Origin of the sequence: Collinsella aerofaciens (assembly GCF_015560135.1) — a bacterium.
Lineage (GTDB): Bacteria > Actinomycetota > Coriobacteriia > Coriobacteriales > Coriobacteriaceae > Collinsella > Collinsella aerofaciens_AN.
Genome location: NZ_JADMRH010000026.1, coordinates 1 through 18,204, shown reverse-complemented (window position 1 = coordinate 18,204; position 18,204 = coordinate 1). Strand labels below are relative to the sequence as shown.

12 protein-coding genes are annotated in these 18,204 nt (G+C 62.0%); 9 read left to right on the top strand and 3 right to left on the bottom strand.

Going from position 1 to position 18,204, the window contains the following annotated elements; all coding sequences use genetic code 11:
- Positions 1–309: 309 nt before the first annotated feature.
- Positions 310–906, bottom strand: a complete 597-nt coding sequence (recR, locus tag I2H19_RS09095; protein ID WP_006235173.1) for a recombination mediator RecR — start codon at positions 904–906, stop codon at positions 310–312.
- 13 nt (positions 907–919) lie between these two features.
- Complete coding sequence (locus I2H19_RS09090; protein ID WP_006235174.1) at positions 920–1,240, bottom strand: YbaB/EbfC family nucleoid-associated protein; 321 nt, start codon at positions 1,238–1,240, stop codon at positions 920–922.
- Between the two features lie 340 nt (positions 1,241–1,580).
- Between I2H19_RS09090 and I2H19_RS09085 the strand changes: the two genes are divergently transcribed.
- Positions 1,581–2,054 carry a hypothetical protein gene (locus tag I2H19_RS09085; RefSeq protein WP_195622461.1) on the top strand — a complete coding sequence of 158 codons (474 nt, stop codon included), beginning with the start codon at positions 1,581–1,583 and terminating at the stop codon, positions 2,052–2,054.
- A gap of 21 nt (positions 2,055–2,075) precedes the next feature.
- Here the strand turns inward: I2H19_RS09085 and dnaX are convergent, their stop codons facing one another.
- Positions 2,076–4,556 carry a DNA polymerase III subunit gamma/tau gene (gene dnaX / locus I2H19_RS09080; RefSeq protein WP_195622460.1) on the bottom strand — a complete coding sequence of 827 codons (2,481 nt, stop codon included), beginning with the start codon at positions 4,554–4,556 and terminating at the stop codon, positions 2,076–2,078.
- Positions 4,557–4,671: 115 nt separating this feature from the next.
- On the opposite strand from dnaX, the gene I2H19_RS09075 reads away from it, so the two are divergent.
- From I2H19_RS09075 to I2H19_RS09040, 8 genes are all read left to right on the top strand, one after another.
- Complete coding sequence (locus tag I2H19_RS09075) at positions 4,672–5,388, top strand: hypothetical protein (RefSeq protein ID WP_195622459.1); 717 nt, start codon at positions 4,672–4,674, stop codon at positions 5,386–5,388.
- Positions 5,389–5,532: 144 nt separating this feature from the next.
- The gene (locus I2H19_RS09070) at positions 5,533–7,386 is read left to right on the top strand and encodes a serine/threonine-protein kinase (protein ID WP_195622458.1); all 1,854 of its coding nucleotides are present in this window, start codon (positions 5,533–5,535) and stop codon (positions 7,384–7,386) included.
- Positions 7,383–8,393: an FhaA domain-containing protein gene (locus I2H19_RS09065; RefSeq protein WP_195622457.1), complete on the top strand. Its 1,011-nt coding sequence runs from the start codon at positions 7,383–7,385 to the stop codon at positions 8,391–8,393. The genes I2H19_RS09070 and I2H19_RS09065 overlap by 4 nt, the downstream gene beginning before the upstream one ends.
- 6 nt (positions 8,394–8,399) lie before the next feature.
- Positions 8,400–8,816: an FHA domain-containing protein gene (locus I2H19_RS09060; RefSeq protein ID WP_006235180.1), complete on the top strand. Its 417-nt coding sequence runs from the start codon at positions 8,400–8,402 to the stop codon at positions 8,814–8,816.
- A complete protein-coding gene (locus tag I2H19_RS09055; RefSeq protein WP_195622456.1) occupies positions 8,813–10,711 on the top strand; it encodes a Stp1/IreP family PP2C-type Ser/Thr phosphatase in 1,899 nt (632 codons plus the stop codon). Before I2H19_RS09060 ends, I2H19_RS09055 begins: the two co-directional genes overlap by 4 nt.
- 16 nt (positions 10,712–10,727) lie before the next feature.
- Positions 10,728–13,598 (top strand): FtsW/RodA/SpoVE family cell cycle protein, encoded by a 2,871-nt coding sequence (locus tag I2H19_RS09050; RefSeq protein WP_195622455.1) that lies wholly within the window; start codon positions 10,728–10,730, stop codon positions 13,596–13,598.
- Positions 13,599–13,730: 132 nt separating this feature from the next.
- Positions 13,731–15,692 carry a Stk1 family PASTA domain-containing Ser/Thr kinase gene (pknB, locus tag I2H19_RS09045; protein ID WP_195622454.1) on the top strand — a complete coding sequence of 654 codons (1,962 nt, stop codon included), beginning with the start codon at positions 13,731–13,733 and terminating at the stop codon, positions 15,690–15,692.
- A gap of 819 nt (positions 15,693–16,511) precedes the next feature.
- Positions 16,512–17,585 (top strand): tyrosine-type recombinase/integrase, encoded by a 1,074-nt coding sequence (locus tag I2H19_RS09040; protein WP_195622453.1) that lies wholly within the window; start codon positions 16,512–16,514, stop codon positions 17,583–17,585.
- Positions 17,586–18,204: the final 619 nt, after the last annotated feature.

Genomic DNA, 18,204 nt, shown 5'->3' with positions numbered 1-18,204 from the left:
GCCGTTTGGCCCCACCCGCATAGCGGGTGGTTTCTGATGCGGCGCGCTGCGCGCCCCGCACAGGCTAAAGCCCGTAACAAAAACACGCCGCTCAGAAGCGGCGCATTCATTCGAATCCATATTTGAGTGTATCAGCGAACCCAAAAGGTTGCGCAACGAATGAGCAAATTAAGGATGCGAGCGGAAGCATCCATGCGATAAGCGGATACGAAGCATCTTTGTTGCACAACAAACTCACAGTCGCACGGGGAAATTATGACTACCCCGTGCGACTGTGAGGAAAACATACGGCAGGAGCAGGCTCGCCACCTAAATCGCGCGACGGGCCTCGATGGCGCGGCCAAGCGTAAGCTCGTCGGCATACTCCAAGTCGCCGCCCACGGGAAGGCCGCTTGCCAGACGCGACACCTCGACGCCCAACGGCTTGATGGTACGGGCCAGATAGCTCGCCGTGGTCTCGCCCTCAATATTGGGGTTGGTGGCGATGATGACCTCGTGGATGTCCTCGTGGCCCAAGCGTGCCAGCAGCTCTCGAATGTGCAGCTGCTCGGGGCCAATCTTGTCCATGGGACTGATCACGCCGCCCAATACGTGGTAGAGGCCGTGGTAGCTGCCCGTGCGCTCGATCGCCTGGACATCGCGCGGCTCGCCCACCACGCAAATGCGAGTGGTATCGCGCATCGGGTCCTGGCAGATGGAGCACTCGTCGGCCGTGGCGTAGTTAAAGCAGCGGCTGCAAAAGTGGACCTCCTGCTTGACCTCCAGGATGGCCTCGGCCAGGCGGCGCGCCTCCTCGGCGTCGGCCTCCAACAGGTAATAGGCGATGCGCTGGGCCGACTTGGGACCAATGCCCGGCAGACGGCCCAGCTCATCGAGCAGTTTTTGCAGACTGTGGTTGGCACTCATATATATGCGTGTCTTAGAACGGCATGCCCGGGATGTTGAGGCCGCCGGTGATGGCGCCCATCTGCTTGTTGGCGAGCTCGTTGACGCCGCGGACGGCCTCGTTGACGGCAGCCATGATCATATCCTGCAGCATATCGACGTCCTCGGGATCGAGCGCATCGGGATCGATGGTGAGGTTGACGAGCTCCATCTCGCCGTTAACGGTCACCTTGACCATGCCGCCGCCGGCAGAGGCGTCGACGGTCTGGGACTTGAGGTTCTCCTGCGCGGCGGCAAGCTGCTCCTGCATCTTGCGGGCCTGCTTCATCATCTGCTGCATGTTCATACCGGCCATGATGGCTCCTTTACGTGCGGCCGCACGCCGAGCTGCAAGGGCAGCCGGAGCACGGCAGGACTTTCAAACTCAAAAATCGTACCACGGCGCGCGGCCAGCGAGCGGGGCGGTCACGCTACCTCAGTCGATATACATGTCCTGGAGTGCAAGCCGCACCCAAAAATTATGCAAAGTTGAATAATTCGCATCTGCATAATATTGAAAGCTAAATCTTGTAGAGCCGGAATCCGACATTTTATGCGTCCCACTAAATGGCTAAATGCCGAGCCACTACTCGAGGCGGCGCACATGGCGGTGGGGTATAATTTGATTGCTATAGATAGCAATTTGGAGGTACCCCATGAATGCCCCCGACGTGCTCCAAAACATCCGCTCAAAACACCCCGTTGCATATGTGGTTCTCTATCTCTTTGTCGGCTGGGCATTGCTGGTTGTCATCACCCATGCTATAGCCTTTGGAGCAGAACTGCTGGTAGCCAGCTCGGATAAGCCCGTTGTCAAATGGGAGGCGACCGACGAGTGCGTCGACGGAACCCGAACCGTTTACTACAACAGCCCGTCCCTCTACCAAGAGCTCAAGGTCGAGATTAATAACTCCAAGATTGTCGATGCCGAGCTAGGCGACTATTCGACAATCGGAGCAACCGTCGACGCCGAGCAAGTCGAGCACACAGACAGCCATGCGACGTATCGTATCGACCTCAACATCCTAGGCCGGCCGTCGCGCACCTGTTTGCTCGAATGCGATATACGCGGCACCACACTACACATGTCCGAAATACAAATGCGCCCGGGCAAGGGGTTCTCTTCTTGAGCAGTATACCCGCCCGTACAGCTACTCCACCGGTTTGAAGATGGTGGCCTGACCGAAGACGCTGCGGATGAGGTCTTTGGCCTCGTCCTCGGTCTGCGGGATGCTCGGGGCTGCGCCCTGGTGGCCGAAGGGGCTGCCGGCGCCGGGGTTGGACTCCCAGGGAGCTGCAGGAGTGTCCTCCTCTTTAGGGGCAGTTGCAGCGGGCTTGGGCGCGGGCGTCGCACCCGGCACGTCGAACGGAGGCAGATCGTCCCCGCTCGCATCGCCAGCGAAGCCGCCGACCATAGCGTCGTCGTAGGGCACCTGCTCGGATTCCCACGGCGCGGACTGCGCGACAGGCTGAGCCTTGGGGGCAGCCGAGCGCTCGGGCGCACGGGGTGCGGGCTCGGTCGGGAGCTTACCCGTGGCAGGAGCGCCGGCAGGGTTGTCGGAGCGTAGCCAGGGGGCTTTGCCCAGGTCAGACGACTTGGGCGCGGGCGAGGCGGGCTTGGGCGCTGGTGTCGGAGCAGCCGGTTTGGGCGCCGCGGGCTTAGGCGCCGACGGGGTCGATGCCGCTACCGGCGCCGTTTGCTGCTGCGGCGCGCTGGCGCTCGAGGATACAGGGGCCGCCGAGGACACGGGTTGCGGGTCCGCAGATGCCGCAGCCCGTGCAGATGGAGAATGCTCCTCATGTTGAGGAGCCGGCGTGCCACCCCCATCCAAGACATAGTCGACGGTACGACGACCGAAGACTGCGCAGACCGTCGGCAGGACCACCGATTGCGTGTCAGCGCGGCCGAGCATCTTGATGGCAAAGGTCGAGCCCGCAGGGAACGAGACGGTGAGCTTGGAGCCGTCGTCGGCCGTGGCGCGGGCGTTGAGCAAAAGCCCTGCGTAGGAAGCCTGACGCGCCTTGACACGCTCGACAACCTCGGCCCATTTGCGCTGGAGCTCGCCGGCATCCTCGACCGCGGGGGTCTCGGCAGCACCGGCGGCGGCAACCTGGGCGGCATTGTTGGGCTGGGACTTAGATGCCGGAGCGGTGACAGGCGCGGGGGCCGCAACGGGCTGAGACGTCGGAGCCGGCGCAGGCTGAGGTGCAGGCGCTGCAGGCTTGGAAACTGACACGGACGCAGAACGGGGCGCAGGCTGGGCAGCCGGAACAGCAGCACCACGGTCCCAAGGCATACCGCCCTGGCGCGCGGACGTAGCAGCGGGGGCAGCGGATGCCGCCGGAGCGGCAGCACGAGCGCCCGAAATGAGCGTCGGCTGTTGGGCAGCAGCGGGTACGGATGCTGCAGGCGCGGCGGCCTGAGCAGCAGCCACGCTCGCCGGCACGGCGCCGTTGGCAACCATGGCCTCCAGACGTGCCACGCGCTCGGCCAATGCCTCAATCGTTAAATCAGCCTCGGGACGCGCCAGACGCGTGCAGGCAATCTCGAGCACCAGGCGCACGTCGCTCGCGCCCCTCATCTCCAGTGCGGCATCGTCGAGCACCGTCAGCACGCGGGCCAGGCGGTCGGCAGGATGCTCGCCAAAGGCAGCGGCCTCGGCAGCAAGCGCCTCGGCCTGCTCGGAGCCGCCCTCAAACAGCTCGGCACGGGCACCGGCAACGCAGGCAACATACACGTCGCGCACGTGCGCCACCAGGTCGCGCGTCAGCTCCAGCAGGTCGTTTCCTTCCTCGACCTGCGCACGGATCAGTCCATATAGCTCGGCGACATCACGCTCGGCGATGGCGCGGGCAAACTCGCCCAGGATCTGGTCCGAAACCTCGCCCAAAAGCGAGCGGGCGTCGTCCGCATGCACAGAACCGTTGCCAAAGACGCTCAGTTGCTCCAGCGTGGACAACGCGTCGCGCATGCCGCCCTTGGCATGGCGCGCCACGATAGCCAGCGCCTCGTCGTCGTAATCAAAGCCCTCCTGCTCGCACACGTATGCCAGGCGATGCTCAATATCCTCGTTGCCGATACGATGGAAATCGAAACGCTGGCAGCGCGAGAGGATGGTCTCCAGAATCTTTTGCGGGTCGGTGGTGCACAGCACAAAGATCACGTGTGCCGGCGGCTCCTCAAGCGTCTTGAGCAGCGCGTTGAACGCCGCCGTCGTGAGCATGTGGACCTCGTCGATGATATAGATCTTGTACTTGCCGCGCACCGGGGCAAAGTTGACGGAGTTGATGATCTCCTCGCGCACGTTGTCCACGCCGGTACGGCTTGCGGCATCGAGCTCGTAGACATCCGGGTGGTTGCCCTCGGCAATGAGCTCGCACTCCTCGCAAGTACCGTCAGGCATGCAGCCGCTTGCACCCTCGGTGCGCGCCGCCTCGGCATTGCGGCACAGCAGCGCCTTGGCCAGAATGCGCGCCATGGTGGTCTTGCCCGTGCCGCGCGGTCCGCAGAACAGGTAGGCGTGGGACAGGCGTCCCTCGGTGATGGCGTGCTCGAGCGTCGAGACGATATGCTGCTGGCCCACCACGGAGTCGAAGGTGAGCGGGCGATACTTTCGGTACAACGATTCCATGGGTGCTCCCCCGGGTATACTGAGTCTTGTTGCCGCGACGGCCATGCGGTCGCACGGCATACTGCATTCATAATAACCCGTACGGCGAGCCCGCCGCGATAGGAGTCCAAAGAGCATGGCAGACGCAGAGAGCAACCTCGTTCCCTCCGAAGCAGCCGACCAGGTCGAGGTCGCGCTCGAGAAGCAGGCCGCAGCCGACGACGGCATCCTGTACCTCAACGAGTACCAGTACGAAAACGACCTGGTCACCGACTTCGCACGCCTGGTCGCCTCGCCCAGGCGTCGCGGCTCGCTGTATGTCGCCGCCGCGATTGCCGCGCTCATCGGCATCGGCATGCTGGTGGCCGGCGGCAACTGGATCAAGTTTGGCGTCGTCCTGATCGTATTCGGCGCCTTTTTGGCCTGGTGGAGCAAAAACCTGCACCACACGCTCGCCCGCGACTTTATCGACGCCGTCGAGGCCGACGAGTCCATGGGTGGCCGCTATCGCCGCGTCGCCGCCAACGAGGACGGCCTGATGGTTTGGGGCAAGAGCGGCAAGTCGCAGTTCTTCCCGTTTGATAAGCTCGACCACGTGCTCGACGGCGAGCGCATCTTTGTGGCCATGTTCGCCGACCAGGGCGTGACGATCCCTAAGGACACCTTTGTCCGCGGCGATGCCGAGCAGTTCGGTCCCTTCCTCAAGGCGCGCATCAACAAAAAACTCCGCATCGAGACCAAGAAGAAGAAAATGAAGGCCGAGAAGGCCGCCGCCGAGGCCAAGCAGGGCGACAAGCCCCAGGAGACCAAGGGCAAGCAGCGCAAGCAGAAGAAGAACAAGAAGAAGCGCTAAGGCCAAGCCAGACAGGCAGCCTCGCATCCCGCTATCCTCCCCATGCACCCGAGCGTGCTACACTAGCAGCATCTATGCCACCGCGAACGGCTCGGCTCCGCGCCCGCCACTCGCAAACGAACTTTAAACGCACGAGGGTTGGCCATGCCGCTTTTCTCGCAACATACCGCCCGGTTCTCGCCGGACGTTCCCTTGGAGGGCACCAGCTCTCGCGAGCTGCTCAAGCGGTACCAGCCACTCGAGACACTTGCGACCGGCGGTTTTGGCTCCATCGAGATCTGCCGCGACACGCACCTGCGCCGCCGCGTCGCCATTAAGCGCATCCCCCTTATCAACGGTGCCGGCATGCCCGCCAGCGACATCATGGATGTCCTGCGCGAGGCGCACACTGCCGCCATGCTTCAACATCCCAACATCGTGCAGGTCATCGACTTTACGCACGACACAGCCTATGCCTACCTGGTTATGGAATATGTCGATGGCATGTCGCTGGCCGAGTTTTTGCACCGCGTGGACGGCCACTCACTTACCTTTGACGAGGCCGCGGCCATTGCCGATGCCCTGGGCCAGGCGCTCACCTTCGCCCACAGTAATGGCGTACTCCACCTGGACATTAAGCCCGCCAACGTGCTCATCGACCACTCGGGCAATGTAAAGCTCACCGACTTTGGCATGGCGCGACTGTCGTCCGCCGGTGGCTTTGGCGGCTCACGCGGCGGCACCATCGGCTACATGCCGCCCGAGCAGCTCGATATCGAGACCGGCACGGTCGACGAGCGCGCCGATGTCTTTGCCCTCGCCTGTGTGATCTACGAGGGCCTGTGCGGCAGCGCTCCCTTTATGGCGGCCACGCCCGCCGACTCGCTCGACCGCATCATCGGCGGCGCCACCTATCCCAGCGAGCTGATACCACACTTTCCCCCGGGAGCCGAGGCCGCGCTCATGAGCGCGCTCTCCCCCATGCCGCAGGACCGCCCCAACAGCATCGAGGCATTTTGCGACCAACTCCTTGCCGGTCTGGGCAGCGTGCGCGAAGGCCGTCGCAGCCTGGAGCAAATGGTTGGCGAACTTTCGGATGACGAGCAGAAGCTCGACGATATCGAGCCGTCGCACTACGAGGACGACGCCATCGAGGTCGACCCCGCACTCGGCTGGGCGGGCACGCGCTGGAGCCCTGCGCGCGACTACACCATGCGCGCTATCTCGGCGCTAACGTGCGGCACCTTTAGCTTTTTGCTGATGCAAACGGCCGGGGTCGCGGCGCTTCCCGGCCTGGTCATTGCGGCTATCGCAATCGGAGCGGCGGCTGGCCTGGCCCCCCAGATTGGCTCGGCCATCTCGGCTGTGGGCTTTTTGGTGCTCATGGCCAACGCCACCATGCAGGCGCAGAGCATCCTGTCGATGTTGCCCGTCGCGGTGATCTTTGCCGCCGCCATGTCCGGTTGGTGGATCGCCTGGGGTCGCACCGAGGCTGCCGCGAGCGCCGCACTCACCTGTGCACTCGCGCTTGGCTGTCTGACCGGCAATACCTTCCTGGCAGCTGGGGTCGCCGCCGGCGTCGCGTCATTTTGGCTCGGCCCGGCAAGCGCCGCCGCGGCAACGGGCATGGGCGCGCTTTTTGCCCGTCTGGCCACGGTCGCGCTTTCAGCCGGAGGCGTGCTGGGGCTCGGTAACGTTGCCGCAGCGCTGGGAGACCCGCTCCTTTGGGCTGCCTTTGTGCTGGTCGCGGCAACTGCCGCAGCGTCATCCGCGCTGCTCAATGCCCATGCCAAGCGTGCCGATCAGGGCTCAAACCTTGCCGCAATCGCCGCCATCGCTGTCACCGGCATCGGCTGCGCAGCGGCGTCCTGTCTTGCACACCATATGGAAATTGCCAGCCTTGCAGCCGCGGTCATCGCCAAGGCGGCGGTTGCGGGAATCCTATCCTCTATAATCGTTGGGATATGCCTATATTTGCTCGGATACCAAAGAACCTATACGGAGAGTGATCTTTCGTGAACTTCCTGAACATCTTCGAGGACCACGTGGCCGGCATCTTCGGTGCCACCCGTGCCCCGTTCTCCTTTAAGAAGCTTGCCAAGCAGGCCGCTCGCGACATGGAGGATCAGACTCTGGTGATCAACGGCGTCAACACGGCGCCGGCACTCTATACCATCCTTATCGCCGCCGACGACGATCCCATGCTCGCCCCGTTCTACCCCGAGCTTTCGCGCGAGGTCCGCGAGTTTGTGAAGGCGCAGGCCGAAAAGCGCCGCTATGTCTTTGTCGGCGAGCCCCTCGTGCGCTTTATGATCGATCCGCAGCTGCGCGCCGGCAAGTTCTCGGTCTTTGCCGAGAACGTCGATGCGCCCACGCTCGGCCGCCTGTACGAGGAAGAGCGCGCCTATCAAAACGGCCTGGGCCAGAACAACTCCGCGGCAAGCCGTGCCGCCAGCGCCCCGCGCGCCGGCCAGCAGCAGTTTGCTGCCCCGCAGCAGCAGCGCCCCGCCGCCATGCCCCAGCAGCAGCCGACGCCTCGCGCCGCCGCTCCCGACCCGCTTGCCGTGGCAGACCCCTTCGCGCCTAGCATCCCCGACCCCGCCGCTCCCATCCCGGTGCCGCAGACCGTCTCGCGTGACGCGCTTGCCGGCATGGGCGGAGCCGCCGCGACCGGTGCCGCCGTGGGCCTAGGCGCCGCAGCCGGCATCGCCTCCAACATGGCGAGCACTCGCGCCCCGCAGCGCCCGCTCGCCCAGCTCGTCGACGTCGTGAGCGGCGAGAGCCATAGCATCACCTCCGCACAGGTGACCATCGGTCGCGAGCGCTCAGTTTCCGACATTGCCCTGCGCGACCCCAACGTGTCGCGCCGCCACGCCCAGCTCACCTTTACGGGCTCGGATTGGTCGATCGAGGACCTCAATTCCACCAACGGCACGCTCGTCAACAACCGCCGCATCACGCGCTGCCCGCTGCGTAACGGCGACCTGCTGACGTTTGGCCTGAGCACCTTTGAATTTAGGGGATAGTCGCTTATGAACATCGATATCGTCCTTTTTGCAGGCCGCATCGTCCTGGTCGCCCTGCTCTACATCTTCCTGTTCGCCGTCATGAAAACCGGCGTGGGACTCGTACGCGGCCAGCGCCGCGACTCCGCTATCTGGACGATCGATGTGGACAAGGGTCCGCGCGGCATCCGTGGCATCCATGTAGACATGCTCGGCCCCGTTATCGTGGGCCGCTCGCCGTCCTCGGACATCTGCATCAACGAACCGTTTGTCTCGGCCTCGCACGCACGCTTTTCGCTGCAGGGCCCGGCACTCATCATCGAAGACCTCAACTCGCTGAACGGCACGCTCGTTAACGGCCGTCAGCTGGTGGAGCCCGCAACGCTGCGCGAGGGTGATGAGGTCCAGATTGGCGACGTGGTCATGAAGGTGAACCGTCGATGATCGACGAGGAGAACAAGTCCGCAACCATGCCCGAGACGCCAACTGCCCCCGCAGCTGCGCCGGCCCATGCCGCTCCGGCGCGCCCTGCGACCGTGGAGCCCGAGGACACCGTGTTCTCCCTGCCTCTTTCGCATGTAACTCAAGAATATCCGGCACTCGTCGATGACGAGGACGCCGCCACCGAGCAGCTCGACGCCCCCATCGGCGCGCACGCTGCCGAGCAGCCCGCGGAACCGGAGGCAACGCCCGCACCGGCTCACTTTGCCGAGCCCGTCGCCGAGGCGATTAACGAGAGCGCTGCCGTGTTTGCAGCCCCCGAGCCTGCCGCGCCGGTATTCCCCGTCGCTCCGGCAAGCGAGGCGGCACCCGCATCCGCAACGCCCGCCGAAGTCGAGCAGCCCGTTGCCGCGCCCGCCGCAGCTCCCGAGCCCTCCGCTCAACCCCAGAGCACGCCTGCGCCGTCGCACTTTGCGACGCCCGAGCCGACGGCTGTCGAGCCGCAGCAGGACGGCGATCCCGCCGACCGCATAACCGAAGATCTCAACCTTCCGGACGTCTCCGACGCCGAGTCGGGCAACGATGCCGACGCCGTCTCCCCCGGCGACACCGCCGAGATCGATGTCGCCGCCGTGGAGGCAAAGCTCAAAGATCCCGGCTCGACCATGAGCTTTGAGCCGCTGACCGACGAGCGCATCGAGACCGACTCGACCTACGACGCCGGCACCACCACGCAGCTTATGTGGGGCGCCCGCTCCGACGTCGGATGCGTACGCCCGCACAATGAGGACTCCTATCTGGTGCAGTCGCCGCTCTTTTGCGTGTGCGACGGCATGGGAGGACACGCCGCCGGCGAGGTGGCATCCTCCATCGCCGTCGAGACCATCGCCAAGACGGCGCCGCAGTCCGCCGACGCCGCGCGCCTGGCCGCAGCCGTTGAGGCCGCCAACGCCGCCGTGATCGAGGCCGCCCTCAACGGCCTGGGCAAACCCGGCATGGGATGCACGGCCACCTGCGCCTACATCGAAAACGACACGCTCGCCATCGCCCACGTGGGCGACTCGCGCGCCTACCTGCTCCACGAGGGTACGCTCATCCGCGTGACCCGCGACCACTCCTACGTGGAGGAGCTCGTGGATGCCGGCGAGATTACGGCCGACGAGGCCCGCGTCCACCCCAACCGCTCGGTCATCACCCGCGCGCTGGGCTCGGATCCCGCCATGTATGCCGACCACTTTACCCTGCACATCGAGGAAGGCGACCGCCTGATTCTGTGCTCCGACGGTCTTTCGAGCATGATTCCCGATAGCGATATCGAGAACATCGCAACGCAGTCCTCGAGCGCACAGATCTGTGTCGACAACTTGGTGGACGCGGCGCTCGCCGCCGGCGGCCACGACAATGTGACCGTGGTGGTCGTCGACCTGGTCGACGACGGCGTCATGCGCGAGGCAAAACGCGTCCGACGCCGCAATGTCACCATCGGCGCCGTCTTGGCCCTTGTCTTTGTGCTGGTAGCAGGCATCTGGGCATACACGGGCGTCACCGGCTCCTATTACTTGGGAACCTACCACGGCAATGTCGCCGTCTGGCGCGGCCTGCCCGGCAAGACGCTCGGGGTCGAGCTCCACTGGCTCGAGAGCGAAACCAGCATCAAGCTGTCCGACCTGCCCGAAGACACGCAAAACCGCCTGAAGGCAGGCATTCCGCAAACGAGTGTCGACGATGCGCAGGACACCATTTCCAAGTACCGCCATCAGATTGACGAGGAGCAGACCCGTCAGGTGATTGACGCGCAAACGATTCGCGACAACACCAATCAGGAATCCACCTCCGAGTCAGATTCCGAGAAAACCGCCGAACAGTCAGCCGAGGCCGAAGCCTCCGATAAGAATTAGAAAGGGAGTGCCGCTTATGAGTCGCCGCAACACCGAACTGCTCTTGCTCATCGCCTCGGCGTTCCCCGTCATCCTGCTCTATGCGATGTACGTGCTCACCGCGGGTGCCACGATTTCCTTTGAGACGCTCGCCGTGCCAATCGGCCTGTTCGCCGCCTTCGCCGCGGCGCATATCGCCGTACGCATCCTGGCGCCCGGCGCCGATCCCGCCATCCTGCCCATCGTCTTTGTGCTCTCGGGCATCGGCATCACATTCGTGACGCGCCTAGCCCCCGACCTCGCCATCTCGCAGCTCATCATCTTGTTTGTCTCGGTGGCGCTCATGGTGGGAACGCTCGCGCTGGTCAAGAACCTTGACGTGGTCATGCGCTACAAGTACACCTTTGGCATTATCGGCATCATCCTGCTGATGCTGCCGATCTTTATCGGCACCACGATCTCGGGCTCCAAGCTGTGGATTCGCATCGCGGGCTTCACCATCCAGCCCGGCGAGTTCGCCAAGGTCTTCATCGTCTTGTTCCTGGCAGGCTATCTGGCCGAGAACCGCGAGCTGCTCTCCATCTCCAACCGCAAGATCCTTGGCCTCAAGATTCCGCGCTTCCGCCTGCTGCTGCCGCTGTTTGCCGTGTGGGGCGTGTGCCTGCTCATCGTCGTTTTCGAACGCGACCTGGGCTCGGCCGTCCTGTTCTACACCATCTTTTTGCTGATGCTCTATGTTGCCACGGGACGCTTTTCGTACGTCATCATCGGTCTTGCGCTGCTGGCCGTTGGAGCCGTGGGTGCCTACAAGTTCCTGTCGCACGTGCAGGTGCGCTTTCAGGTCTGGGTCGATCCGTTTAAGGACGCCCAGGGTCAGGGCTACCAGATCGTACAGTCACTTTACTCGCTGGCTGACGGCGGCCTGGTTGGCGTCGGCATCGGCAATGGCATGGCAAACAACATCCCCGTCGTCGAGTCCGACTTTATCTTCTCGGCCATCGGCGAGGAAATGGGCCTTTTGGGCGGCGGCGCCGTGCTCATCCTGTTTATGCTTTTTGCCGTGCGTGGCCTCACCACAGCCGCCCGCGCCAAGTCCGACCTTGCCGCCTTTAGCGCGACCGGCCTTACGGCGGCCATCAGCTTCCAGGCATTCTTAATCGTTGGCGGCGTAACCCGCCTGATCCCGCTGACCGGCGTCACCCTGCCCTTTATGAGCCAGGGTGGCTCCTCGCTGCTGGCGAGCTTTATCATCGTCGCGCTGCTGCTGCGCGCCGGCGACGAGGCAACCGGACGCGAAGCCGAGCTCACCGGCACCGGCACCATGGCCGCCATCACCGATGACCAGGTCGCATCCGCTGCCGCCCCGACCGGTACGCGTTTTGCCAACGCATCTTCCTACAGCCACGGCAACCACTCCGCGGGTTCTCGCATGCGTCGTCGCCTGCTCGACACGCCTGAGTCCGGCGTGCTCGGCCGCGTGGCACTTGCCAACCGTCTGACTCGTGCCGTGCTTGCCTTCACGGCGCTGTTCGCCATCCTTATCGGCAACCTCACCTATGTCCAGGTCATCAAGGCGAAGGACTATCAGGACATGCCGACCAACAACCACACCATCGCACGCTCCAAGTACATCCAGCGTGGCTCCATCATCACGTCCGACGGCGTGACACTAGCTGAGTCGCTGCAACAGGAGGACGGCACCTACGCCCGCTCCTATCCCAACGGCAACATGGCCGCGCACGTGGTGGGCTACGTGAGCCAGCAATACGGCACTGCCGGCATCGAGAGCGTCATGAACGATACGCTCACCGGGTCCAAGGATTACTCCAGCTGGAACAACGCCATCGCGTCGCTCGCGGGGCAGACCCAGCCGGGCAATACCGCCAAGCTCACCATCGACTCGCGCATCCAGACGGCTGCCGAGCAGGCGCTCAAGGGCTTTAAGGGCGCTGTGGTGGTCATGGATCCGCGCACCGGTGCGGTCCTTGCGTGCGCGAGCTCGCCCACCTACGACAACACCAACATCGACGCGTTGCTCCAGTCGGGCGGCGGCGAGGACGGCTCCATGTACGACCGTGCCATGGACGCGCTGTACACCCCGGGCTCGACCTTTAAGGTCGTCACACTCTCCGCGGCGCTCGAAACCGGCACCGCCAGCCTTACCAGCACGTACCAGGCGCCCGGCTCCATGGACATCGGCAACGCGCCGGTCACCAACTATGCCAACGAGAGCTACGGCACCATCAGCCTGCAGCAGGCCTTCGCCGTGTCGTCCAACGTCGTCTTTGGCCAGGTGGCCAACGAGGTCGGTGCCAGCTCGCTCGTCCAGTTTGCCAATGCCTTTGGCTACGGTCAAAAGCTCGGTCAGGATCTGACCACCGCGGCTTCCATCATGGCCGACCCGTCGCTTATGACCGAGTGGGAGACCGCTTGGGCAGGCGCCGGCCAGCCCGTCGGCATGGACCACACGCCTGGCCCGCAGACCACCGTTATGCAGAATTGCGTGATTGCTGCGGCTATCGCCAACAGCGGCGTAGTCATGGATCCGTTCTTTGTGTCCCAGATACTCGCCCCGGACGGAACCGTGGTTAAGACCACGCAGTCCCGCTCGCTGGGCCAGGCTGTCAGCTCTGCCACGGCCGACCAGGTTAAGCAGGCCATGCTCGCCGTCGTCCAGTCCGGTACCGGCACCGATGCCCAGATTCCGGGCGTCAAGGTTGCCGGCAAGACCGGTTCGGCCGAGATCGGCGGCACCAACGTCAACTCTATGTTTGTTGGCTTTGCACCTTACGATTCACCCACGGTTGCCATCTCGGTGGCCTTGGAGGATTACGACAAACACGACGTCGAGGCGGCCAAGATTGCCGGCATCGTCCTGACCGCGGCGCTCGCCGCACAGGGAGCGTGATGCCCATGATCAAAGCGGATACTTATGGCGCGCCGCGGCCGATGAGCTAGCGGCAACGCTCCACACGGCCCCAGCGGCCACACATTTGGTACTACACACATCGTTGAGCGAATAGTTATGTTAGGAGCAGGAATGGAACAGAGGGTCCTCGGGGGAAGATACCTCCTCAAGGATAAGGTGGGAACGGGCGGTATGGCGACCGTCTTCCGTGCACAGGATCAGGTCCTCGACCGCACGGTTGCCGTCAAGATCATGCTGCCGCAGTATGCCGGCGATGCCACCTTCGCCGCCCGCTTTAAGCAGGAGGCCCAGGCAGCTGCCGGCCTGTCCTCCCCCTATATCGTGGGCGTCTACGACTGGGGCAAGGACGGCGACACCTATTACATCGTCATGGAGTACCTGCGCGGTACCGACCTTAAGAGCGGCATCAAGAGCCACGGCGCCCTCGATCCCAAGAAGGTCGCGCAGATCGGCTCGCAGATCAGCTCCGCGCTTTCGGTCGCACACAAGCACGAGATCATCCACCGCGACATTAAGCCGCAAAACATCATGGTGCTGCCCGACGGCAACATCAAGGTCATGGATTTTGGCATCGCACGCGCCAAGAACAGCCACCTCACGCAGGATAACAACGTGCTGGGCACCGCCCACTATGTAAGCCCCGAGCAGACCCGCGGCCAGGACCTCGGCCCCACCTCGGATATCTACTCGCTGGGTGTCGTCATGTACGAGTGTGCCACCGGCCGCGTACCCTTTGACGGCGACGACGCCATCTCGGTCGCGCTCAAGCAGGTCAACGAGCTCCCCATCCCGCCGAGCCAGATCAACTCCGGCGTCGATGCCGACCTGGAGCGCATCATCCTCAAGTGCATGGAGAAGGACCCGGCAAACCGCTTCCAGACGGCCGACGAGCTGCGCCAGGTGCTCAACAGCTACCTGTCCGGCCGTGCCGTCAACGTCTCGGAGCCCACGCGCATCATCGGTGCCGCCGGCGACCTGGGTGTCACCAAGACCCGCGAGCTTTCCGACTCAACGCGCGCTATGGTTCGTCCCGTCTCGGGCGTGAGCGGTCAGAATACCGCCCGTAGCGCTGTCTCGGGCTCCACGGGCTCCTACGAGGTCGAGAAGCCTAAGTCCAACAAGAACAAGATCATCGCCGCCGTGATTGCCGCCGTCGCCGTGATTGGCGTGGTGGTGGCCTTTGCGACGGGCATGTTCAGTGGCGAACAGGTCACGGTGCCCGACGTGCTGGGCAAGGACCAGGAGACCGCTATTGAGCTGATCAAGGAAGCCGGCCTTGAGGTTGGCACCGTCGACCAGAGCTACAACGACGATGTCGACGAGGGAAAGGTCGCCGAGCAGACCCCCAACGGCAACACCAAGAAGGCCAAGGGCTCGAGGGTGAACCTGGTAATCTCCAAGGGCCCTAAGCCCTCCGAGAAGGTTGAGGTTCCGCGGCTCGTCGGCCTGACCAAGGACCAGGCCGAGGCCGCACTGGCAAGCGTGGGCCTGAAGGGCAGCGCTTCGGAGGAAGCCAATGAGGCCGAAGAGGGCCAGGTCTTTGAGCAGAGCACTGCTGCCGGCAAAGAGGTCGAGAAGGGCACGACCATCTCGTACAAGGTCTCTGGCGGCCCGGACACCACCTCGGTGCCCGATCTGACCGACATGACCGAGGCCCAGGCGCGCAACGCTCTCGACATGGCTGGCTTTGGCGTCGACGTGAGCTACCAGGAAAACGACTCGGTTACCGAGGGCACCGTAATTAGCTGGAACCCCAGCGGCAAGCAGAAGCCCGGCGCCACGATCACCGTCGTCATCGCCAAGAAGTCCGGCAAGGCCAGCGTCCCGGGCAACCTGTACGGCAAGAGCATCTCCGCCGCCGTCACCGCGCTCAACAACGCCGGTTTCTACAACATCGCATTCTGCGATCAGAACGGGAACCCCGTGAGCGGCAACGAGAATGCCACCGTTACGGGCGTCTCCCCCACCGGCAAGCAGTCCACCGACAGCACGATCACGCTGACGGTCGCACTTTCTGGCTCGGGTTCGGGCTCTGGCTCGGGCACGGGTGACGATTCCGGTACGACCAACTAGTCGCCACCCCACCGCTCATCACGGCTCTCGCCGCAAACATATTCGCTCACAGGCGCCCGCTTGCTCCCCCAGCAAGCGGGCGCTTCGTTTTTGACATGGCATGAACCAGAAGAGCCCGGCACCGTGGTGGTACCGGGCTCGACAAATCTCTGGTGCCCCCGGGCGGATTCGAAAACTCCCCCCGCGGGGAAATTGGTGACGCGGGCGTCGACGGCCCGAATCCGGCCCTTAGACCAGAAGAGCCCGGCACCGTAGCGGTACCGAGCTCGATATTCCTCTGGTGCCCCCGGGCGGATTCGAAAACTCCCCCCGCGGGGAAATGAGTGACGCGGGTGTCGACGGCCCGAATCCGCCGACAGCTCCCACAAACCAGAAACGGCGCCGCTCTCGCGACGCCGTCATATTCCCTGGTGCCCCCGGGCGGATTCGAACCGTCGACACCCGCTTTAGGAGATATGATTTAATGCTCCCCCCTACCATTCATCAAACATCATTGAACACCATATAACCGCAGATAAACACAGCAGTTTGTGTCTTTTGCCTCTGATAGCTGCGACTACGCTTTTACAAACATATTACTAACGGCTTTAGCTAAACTGCACTCAATGAATTGTTGAAAACTCATCAATGAAACGGAGTGCAAAGATGTCAGAACAACCACTCATTAGCGGAAGAGGCACGTGTTGGAAAGACAAGAGGTCGCCTAACACCTATCGCTATTATTTTTCACTTGGAATCAAGGACCCTAAGACGGGACGCTACAAACGATCCCCAACTTATACGGTTCACTGCAAGACTAAAACAGAGGCAAAGGCTGCAATGCAGGCCAAGCTGGCAGAAATCAACTCTTCTGGCACGGTCTCTAAAACTAAAAAGCCAACTCTGCTTGCATCCTACTGCTGGGCCTTTCATGAAAATAGGGACACCGAGCTTGCGCCAACGAGCTATGAAAGAGAAGCATACGATTGCAGGCATATCGAAGACCTATTCGGTGCGTTTCAGACAATTGAGGGGCTGACTCCCGATCTAATCGAAGAAACATATGCCGAAGCTCGTCGCACGGGAAAATACAAGCCATCGGAGCTTGTGCGGATCAACGCGAAGTTGCGTCAAATTCTCTCGAATGCAGTCGCGAAGCGAATAATTGACCGAAACCCCTGCGCTACCGTTCACGTTCGCAGACCACGCAACAAAAGAGAATCACTGACAATCGACCAGGTAGCTACCCTATGCACACATCTTCAACACATTGAGCTCACCGCCGAAGCTGTTGGTACGCTAGTACTAGTGTATACGGGTATGCGGAAAGGCGAGATGTTGGGCCTCGAATGGCGCGATTGGGACCCTGCCAATAAAACCTTGAAAATTGACAGGCAGTACACCAACGACCATGAACTGAGGGCACCCAAGTCACAAGAAAGCCAACGCAAAATCCCCGTTGGAGAAACCTTGGCCGAACGTCTTCAATCATGGTCAGCCATACAAAAAGAGCTCCTGGCCTCTCTGGGGCTGTCCCAGACTGGCAGAACTCCCATCATTAGCGATATTGCCGTCGAGCAAGGGGTCCCTACTGTCTGTCACATGAAAAACTACATCTTCAACCATTGGTTTCGCGATTTCGCAGTTAGCTGCAATCTTGGAATCTATGAGCCGAACAATTCGACTGGCGGAAAGCTATATAAGGGCATCTGCCCGCATCAGCTCAGGCATTGTGTAAGCACTTTTATGCTGGCGAACGGATCGGACGTTAGAAGCGTGCAAGGTATTCTTGGCCACGCGGACCCCAATATCACGCTCAAAACGTATACAAGCCTCGTTCAACAATCAGAAATAAAAGCAGTTAAAGGCTACGAAGACTTCATCAACGCCTATATACAGAGAAGCGAGAAATAGCATGTTTTTCATTCATCGTTTCATCAATAATATTACGGTACTATGCTACTATTTCCGCAGGTAGATGCTTTATTTGATTGACATCTATTGAGTTTTAATACATGCTAAAGCTGTCAGATGGCTACGCATGTAGTCATAGAAACCGGCCCCCCAAGTGCTTATGAACCTGGTAAGTCTTACAAGCACAGGGAGGGCCCTCATTGAAAGGATAGCTCATCATGGCTACTCCAAAGATTAGCACTCAGGCGTCCACACCGACTTTCCCCACTGGTGCCGCTCAGTGCGATCGGTTGCTCCGCGTTAACGATATCCGCGAACTTACTGGCTGGAGCGAAAACACCGCACGCAAGTTTATGAGAGAGTCCGGCAAGCTCATCCAAATCCATCGTTCTAATTACATGTTTGAAAGTTGGGCTTAACAGTGATAAGGAACTAATTTACTTATCAACTGTTAGCTGACGGTTTCCGGGGTGCATACGGACAAATCCCGTCTGATTTCTAACAGGAAGTCAGACGGGATTTTCGCTTTATATTACGAATTAGGTTGATTTTCAATCTCAACGCAACAGCCTGAACGGACCCCGCGTTTCCGCAGCTAGCGCAACGCGGAAATAGCTCC